This window comes from Streptomyces sp. 13-12-16 (assembly GCF_002114215.1).
Lineage (GTDB): Bacteria > Actinomycetota > Actinomycetes > Streptomycetales > Streptomycetaceae > Streptomyces.
In genome coordinates, this window is the sequence record NZ_NCTE01000030.1 from 1 (window position 1) to 6,759 (window position 6,759).

Annotated in this window: 6 protein-coding genes; all 6 read right to left on the bottom strand. The window is 69.5% G+C overall.

Going from position 1 to position 6,759, the window contains the following annotated elements; all coding sequences use genetic code 11:
- Nucleotides 1-1,064, bottom strand: a 1,064-nt coding sequence (pknB, locus tag B7767_RS01490; protein ID WP_107485730.1) for a Stk1 family PASTA domain-containing Ser/Thr kinase, incomplete at its 3' end; no start/stop codon positions are given.
- 168 nt (nucleotides 1,065-1,232) lie between these two features.
- Entirely contained in the window at nucleotides 1,233-2,699 is a 1,467-nt protein-coding gene (locus B7767_RS01500; protein ID WP_085570484.1) for a penicillin-binding protein 2, read from the bottom strand.
- Complete coding sequence (locus B7767_RS01505; RefSeq protein WP_085570485.1) at nucleotides 2,696-4,144, bottom strand: FtsW/RodA/SpoVE family cell cycle protein; 1,449 nt, start codon at nucleotides 4,142-4,144, stop codon at nucleotides 2,696-2,698. Before B7767_RS01505 ends, B7767_RS01500 begins: the two co-directional genes overlap by 4 nt.
- Nucleotides 4,145-4,171: 27 nt before the next feature.
- Nucleotides 4,172-5,713, bottom strand: coding sequence for a Stp1/IreP family PP2C-type Ser/Thr phosphatase (locus tag B7767_RS01510; RefSeq protein WP_085570488.1), 1,542 nt, complete (start codon nucleotides 5,711-5,713; stop codon nucleotides 4,172-4,174).
- Nucleotides 5,714-5,854: 141 nt separating this feature from the next.
- The gene (locus tag B7767_RS01515; RefSeq protein ID WP_085570486.1) at nucleotides 5,855-6,367 is read right to left on the bottom strand and encodes an FHA domain-containing protein; all 513 of its coding nucleotides are present in this window, start codon (nucleotides 6,365-6,367) and stop codon (nucleotides 5,855-5,857) included.
- Between the two features lie 10 nt (nucleotides 6,368-6,377).
- Nucleotides 6,378-6,759 (bottom strand): FHA domain-containing protein (locus tag B7767_RS01520; protein WP_143652134.1); only part of this gene is annotated, 382 nt, incomplete at its 5' end.

Consider the following 6,759-nt stretch of genomic DNA (forward strand, 5'->3'; position numbering starts at 1 on the left):
CCCCCCGCCACGACCAGCAATATCGTCGAGGTGTTGTTCTTCTTCGGCTGGCGGCGACGGCTCTGGCGGTCGTCGTAGCCGAAGCCGCCGTCGTCCGGGTTCATGGGCGGCAGCATCGAGGTGGCCGCCGCGGCGCCGGCGTCCGGGCGCAGGGCCGTCGTCGGCTGGTCGTCGGGGTAGCCGCCGTAGCCGACCGCGCCCAGGGCGGCGGTCGCCGCGACGGGCTGGCCGTCGAGGCAGGCCTCGATGTCGGCGCGCATCTCGTCGGCCGACTGGTAGCGGTAGTCGGGGTCCTTGACCAGCGCCTTCAGCACGATCGCGTCCATCTCGGGCGTGATCTCGGGGTCGAAGACGCTCGGCGGCTGGGGTTCCTCCCGTACGTGCTGGTAGGCGACCGCGACCGGGGAGTCACCCACGAAGGGCGGCCGGACGGTCAGCAGCTCGTACAGCAGGCAGCCGGTGGAGTACAGGTCGGAACGCGCGTCGACCTGCTCGCCCTTGGCCTGCTCCGGCGAGAGGTACTGCGCGGTGCCGATGACGGCCGCGGTCTGGGTCATCGTCATGCCGGAGTCGCCCATCGCGCGGGCGATGCCGAAGTCCATGACCTTGACCTGGCCGTTGCGCGTCAGCATGACGTTGGCCGGCTTGATGTCGCGGTGGACGATGCCGGCCCGGTGGGAGTACTCCAGCGCCTGGAGGATGCCGATGGTCATCTCCAGCGTCCGCTCCGGCAGCAGCTTGCGGCCGCTGTGCAGGAGCTCACGGAGCGTGGAGCCGTCGACGTACTCCATGACGATGTACGGGATGGAGACCCCGTCGATGTAGTCCTCGCCCGTGTCGTAGACCGCGACGATCGCGGGATGGTTGAGCGAGGCGGCCGACTGGGCCTCCCGGCGGAACCGGGCCTGGAAGGACGGATCGCGCGCGAGGTCCGCGCGCAGCGTCTTCACCGCCACCTGGCGTCCGAGCCTGGTGTCATGCGCGTGGTAAACCTCCGCCATGCCACCACGGCCGAGCACCGGGCCCAGCTCGTACCGGCCGCCGAGGCGACGCGGCTCTTCCATAGCTACTACCAGCCCTCTCCGTCGGTCCCGGGCGGCACACGCGTGCCGCCGGAGGCTGCCGTCCGGGCCTACCGTACCCGGCTCTTTTTGTGTGACCTGGCCAAGTGCGTCAGCCGATATGGGACCGGTACCGCAACGTGCACCGATGTGAAGCGGACGTGACGGGGGTCACTGCTTGCCCTTGAGGACCGCCTCCATGACGGCCTTGGCGATCGGTGCGGCCAGACCGCCACCGCTGATGTCGGCACCGGTCGCGTTGCTGTCCTCGACGACGACGGCGACGGCGACCGGGGAACCCTCGTCGGTCTTGGCGTACGAGATGAACCAGGCGTAGGGCGTGCCGCTGTTGTTGACGCCGCGCTCGGCGGTACCGGTCTTGCCGCCGACGGTGACGCCGTCGATCTTGGCGTTGCCTCCGGTGCCCTCCTCGACGACGGTCTCCATCATCTCCTGGATCTTCTGGGCGTTCTCCGAGGAGAGGGGCTGGGAGAGCTCCTGCGGTTCGGTCGTCTCGATGGTGTCCAGGTTCGCGGCCTTGAGCTGGTCGACCATGTACGGCCTCATCAGCTTGCCGTCGTTGGCGATGGCCGCGGTGACCATGGCCATCTGGAGCGGGGTGGCGCGGTTGGAGGCCTGGCCGATGCCGGCCATGGCGTTCTGCGACCTGTTGTCCTCGGGGAAGACGCTCTCGGCGGCGCGGACCGGGGTGTCGAGCTCGGGGTTGTTGAAGCCGAACTTCTCCGCGTACTCGATCATCTTCTCGTTGCCGACTTCGTGGCTGAGCTTGCCGAAGACGCTGTTGCAGGAGACCCTCAGGGACTCCCGCAGGCTGGCGTTCTCACACTGGATGCTCCCGTGGTTCCGCAGGGGCGTGGTGGTGTCCGGCATGATCCACGGTTCCGGGGTGTCGGTCTTGGCGTCGATGTCGTCGACCAAGCCCTCCTCCAGCGCCGCGGCGGCGGTGACCACCTTGAAGGTGGAGCCCGGCGAGTAGGTCTCGCGCAGCGCCCGGTTCAGCATCGGGTTGTCGGGGTTGTTGGCCTTCTGGACTTCCTGCCAGGCCTTGGCGTCCTCGTTGGAGGTTCCGGCGAACTTCGACGGGTCGTACGACGGCGTGGAGGCCAGCGCGAGGATCTTGCCGGTCGTCGGGTCGATCGCGGCGACGGCGCCCTTCTTGTCGCCGAGACCCTTGAACGCGGCCTTCTGCGCGGCGGCGCTGAGGGTGGTGACGACGCTGCCGCCCTCCTTCGGCTTGCCCGTGATCATGTCGAGGGTGTTGCGGAAGAAGAGCCGGTCGTCGTTGCCGGTGAGGATGCCGTCCTCCAGCTTCTCCAGCTGGTTGGCTCCGAAGGCCTGCGAGGAGTAGCCGGTGACCGGCGCCCACATGGCACCGTCGGTCCAGGTGCGCTTGAACTTGTAGTCGCCGCTCTTGGACTCGACGGACCCGGTGATGGCCTTCCCGTCGACGATGATGTTGCCGCGCGGGGTGGCGTAGCGCTCGATGTTGACGCGGCGGTTCTCGTCGTCGGAGGCCAGCTCGTCGGCCTGGACGTACTGCAGCCAGTTGCCTCGGACGAGCAGGGCGAGGATGAGCAGGCCGCAGAAGATCGCGACCCGGCGCAGGGGCTTGTTCACGGGCGGACCACCTGGGTCATCTCGGCGTCGGGGTTGGTGGCGGGGGCGGGCGCCGGGCGGCGGGCGGTGTCGCTGATCCTGAGCAGGATGCCGATCAGTGCCCAGTTGGCGATGACGGAGGAACCGCCGTACGCCAGGAAGGGCATCGTCATACCGGTCAGCGGGATCAGGCCCATGACGCCGCCGGCCACGACGAAGACCTGGAGCGCGAAGGCACCGGACAGGCCGATGGCGAGCAGCTTGCCGAACGGGTCGCGGGCGGCGAGGGAGGTGCGCACGCCGCGCTCCACGATCAACGCGTAGAGCAGGAGCAGGGCCATGACGCCGGCCAGGCCGATCTCCTCGCCGAAGGTGGCGAGGATGAAGTCGGAGTTGGCGGCGAAGCCGATGAGGTCGGAGTGGCCCTGGCCCCAGCCGGTGCCGAGGGTGCCGCCGGAGCCGAAGGCCCACAGGGCCTGCATGGCCTGCTCGGAGTGGACGATGCCGTCCTGGACCCCGGCGCGGCTGAGCTCGAACTCGTTCATCGGGTCGAGCCAGGCCTGCACACGCGTCTGGATGTGCGGCTCGAAGCTCGCCACGCCGACGGCGCCGACCGCCGACATCAGCAGACCGAAGACGATCCAGCTGGTCCGCTCGGTGGCGACGTACAGCATGATCACGAACATGCCGAAGAACAGCAGCGAGGTACCGAGGTCGGTCTCGAAGACCAGGATCAGGATGGAGATGATCCAGACGACGATGATCGGGCCGAGGTCACGGCCGCGGGGCAGGTAGAGCCCCATGAAGCGGCGGCTGGCGAGGGCCAGGGCGTCGCGCTTGACCATGAGGTAGCCCGCGAAGAAGACCGCGAGGACGATCTTGGCGAACTCGCCGGGCTGGAGGGTGCCGAGACCGGGGATCTTGATCCAGATCTTGGCGCCGTAGACGTTGTGGCCGAGGCCCGGGACCAGCGGCAGGAGCAGCAGGATGAGCGCGCCGGCCATGGAGATGTAGGTGTAGCGCTGCAGGACGCGGTGGTCCTTGAGGAAGAACAGCACGGCCATGAACAGGGCGACACCGAGCGCGGAGTACATCAGCTGGCGCGGCGCCGCCTCGACGAACGTGCTGCTCGCCTGCAGTCGCTTCGACTGGTCCAGGCGCCAGATGGCGACCAGGCCGACACCGTTGAGCAGGGTGGCCAGCGGCAGCATCAGCGGGTCCGCGTACGGGGCGAACTTCCGTACGGCGAGGTGGCCGACGCCCGCCATCAGGCCGAGGCCCAGGCCGTAGCTCAGCAGCCCGGTGGGCATCTCGTCGTTGATGGCCAGCCCCACGTTCGCGTAGGCGAAGACCGGGATGACCACGGCGAACACCAGGAGCGCCAGCTCGGTGTTGCGGCGGCTGGGCGCTCCGATCGCGCCGATCGTGGACGTGTGCTGCGTCGACGGGTTGGTAGTACTGCTCATCGTGTGACAGGGCCTCTCACGGCTTGCCTACTGCTTACCGCACAACGAGACGACCTTCTGCTCCTCCTCCGAGAGGCTGGGGCCGGGGCTGGAAGTGGGTGCGGTCGTGGACGGGGGCGTGGACTGCTCCGGTGCCTTCGCCGAACCCGTGGGGTTCGGCGACGGCGAGGCCTTGGACGTGAAGGAGGCGGGGGTGGTTCCCGTGGTGCCTCCGGCCTCGCCCTCGCCGGTCTTCGCGTTCTTCTCGCTCTCGGCGGAACGCCGCTCGGCCTGCTTCTTGCACGCGGAGGCCTGTACCGACAGTTCCTCGATCTTCGCGCGGGCGCCGTAGAGGTCGCCTTCCGCGATGGTCGCCTCGACCAGCTTCCGCTGGTAGGGCGGCAGGTACTTGAGTTCGATCTCGGGGTGGTCCTTCTCGATCTCCGACAGGGAGACCCAGGCCAGGTCCTGGCTGATGCCCTGGTACAGGGCGACGTGTTCGCCGTTGGTGCCGACGTAGTACTGCGTCTGGGTCCAGCGCCAGCCGCCGTACAGGCCGCCGCCGAGGACGGCGAGCGCGAGCAGGCTGTAGACGGACCGCTTGAGCCACCGGCGGTTCTTGCCGGGCTTGACGAAGTCGTCGTCGCCGTAGGCGAAGCCGTCGGTGGGGATGAAGCCGGTGATGTCGCCGCTGCCGGGCGGGCCGAACTCGCCCCCGCCGCCTTCCTTGCGCCGCCTGCCGAGACCGGAGGCGCGGCCGGCGGGGGTCTGCATGATGCCGTTGTCGGAGAGCTGGTTCTGGTTCTCGGCGACGGCGCCGACCACGACCGGGGTGTCGGAGAGCTGCCCGGCGAGGGTGTCGCCGGTGTCGAGGTCCAGGACGTCGGCGACGATCACGGTGATGTTGTCGGGGCCGCCGCCGCGCAGGGCCAGCTCGATCAGGTTCTGGACGGTCTCCTCGGGGCCCTGGTAGCTGGCCAGGGCCTCCTCGAGGGTCTGGTGGGAGACCACGCCGGACAGGCCGTCGGAGCAGATCAGGTACCGGTCGCCGGCCCGGACCTCGCGGATGGAGAGGTCGGGTTCGACGTGCTCGCCGCTGCCGAGGGCCCGCATCAGCAGGGAGCGCTGCGGGTGGGTGGTGGCCTCCTCCTCGGTGATCCGGCCCTCGTCGACCAGACGCTGCACCCAGGTGTGGTCCTGGGTGATCTGGGTGAGGACGCCGTCGCGCAGGAGGTAGGCGCGGGAGTCGCCGACGTGCACCATGCCGAGGCGCTGACCGGTCCACAGCAGGGCGGTCAGGGTGGTGCCCATGCCCTCGAGCTGGGGGTCCTCCTCGACCATCATGCGCAGCTGGTCGTTGGCCCGCTGGACGGCGGTGCCGAGCGAGGTGAGCACGTCGGAGCCGGGGACGTCGTCGTCGAGGGCGACGATGGTGGAGATCGCCTCGGAGGAGGCGACCTCGCCGGCCGCGGCGCCGCCCATGCCGTCGGCGATCGCGAGCAGGCGGGGACCGGCGTAACCGGAGTCCTCGTTGCCCTCCCGGATCATGCCCTTGTGCGATCCGGCGGCGAAGCGCAGGGACAGACTCATGCGCACCTCGCCCGTCGGCTCCGGGTACAGCCGGTCGTGTCGAGCCACACTGCCCACCCTCCGGTCGGGAGCGCGCCGGGGCCCTGGTCGATGACCCCCACTGCGTGCTCGCTCCGCTCGCGCTCATTCATTGGTGTAGCACTACTTCCGCAGCTCGATGACGGTCTTGCCGATGCGGATCGGCGCGCCCAGCGAAATCGGTGTGGGGGTCGTCAGCCGGTTCCGTTCCAGGTAGGTGCCGTTCGTGGAGCCCAGGTCCTCGACGATCCACTGGCCGTCGCGGTCCGGGTAGATCCTGGCATGGCGGCTGGAGGCGTAGTCGTCGTCCAGCACGATCGTGCTGTCGTGGGCCCGGCCCAGGGTGATGGTCTGGCCCTGGAGGGCGACGGTGGTGCCGGTGAGGGTGCCTTCGGTCACGACCAGCTTGGTGGGGGTGTTCCGGCCGCGGCGGCCACCGCCGCCGGACTGCTGGCGCTGCTGCGGAGGTGCCTGGCGGGCGGCCTGCTGCGGCCGGCCGGCGTCCCGCCGTGATCCGCGCTGGGTGACGCGAGTGCCGAACAGGTCACTCCGGATGACCTGCACGGCCACGATCACGAACAGCCACAGTACGGCCAGGAAACCCAGCCGCATGACCGTGAGGGTCAGCTCTGACATTGCCCCCGCTTCACCCTTCGGCTTGCCTATAGATAACGGTGGTGCTGCCCACGACGATCCGCGAGCCGTCGCGGAGCGTAGCGCGGGTGGTGTGCTGCCCGTCCACCACGATGCCGTTGGTGGATCCGAGATCCTGGATCGTCGAGGGCGTTCCGGTCCGGATCTCGCAGTGCCGGCGGGAGACGCCGGGGTCGTCGATCCGTACGTCGGCTTCGGTGCTGCGGCCCATCACGAGGGTGGCGCGGGAGATCTGGTGGCGGGTGCCGTTGATCTCGATCCAGTAGCGGGTGCGTCCGCCGGCGGCGGGGGGCCGCTGGCCGCCCGCGGGCTGCGGATAGCCGTAACCGCCACCACCGGGCCTGCCGCCGGGCGGCGGCGCGGCCGGCATGGGC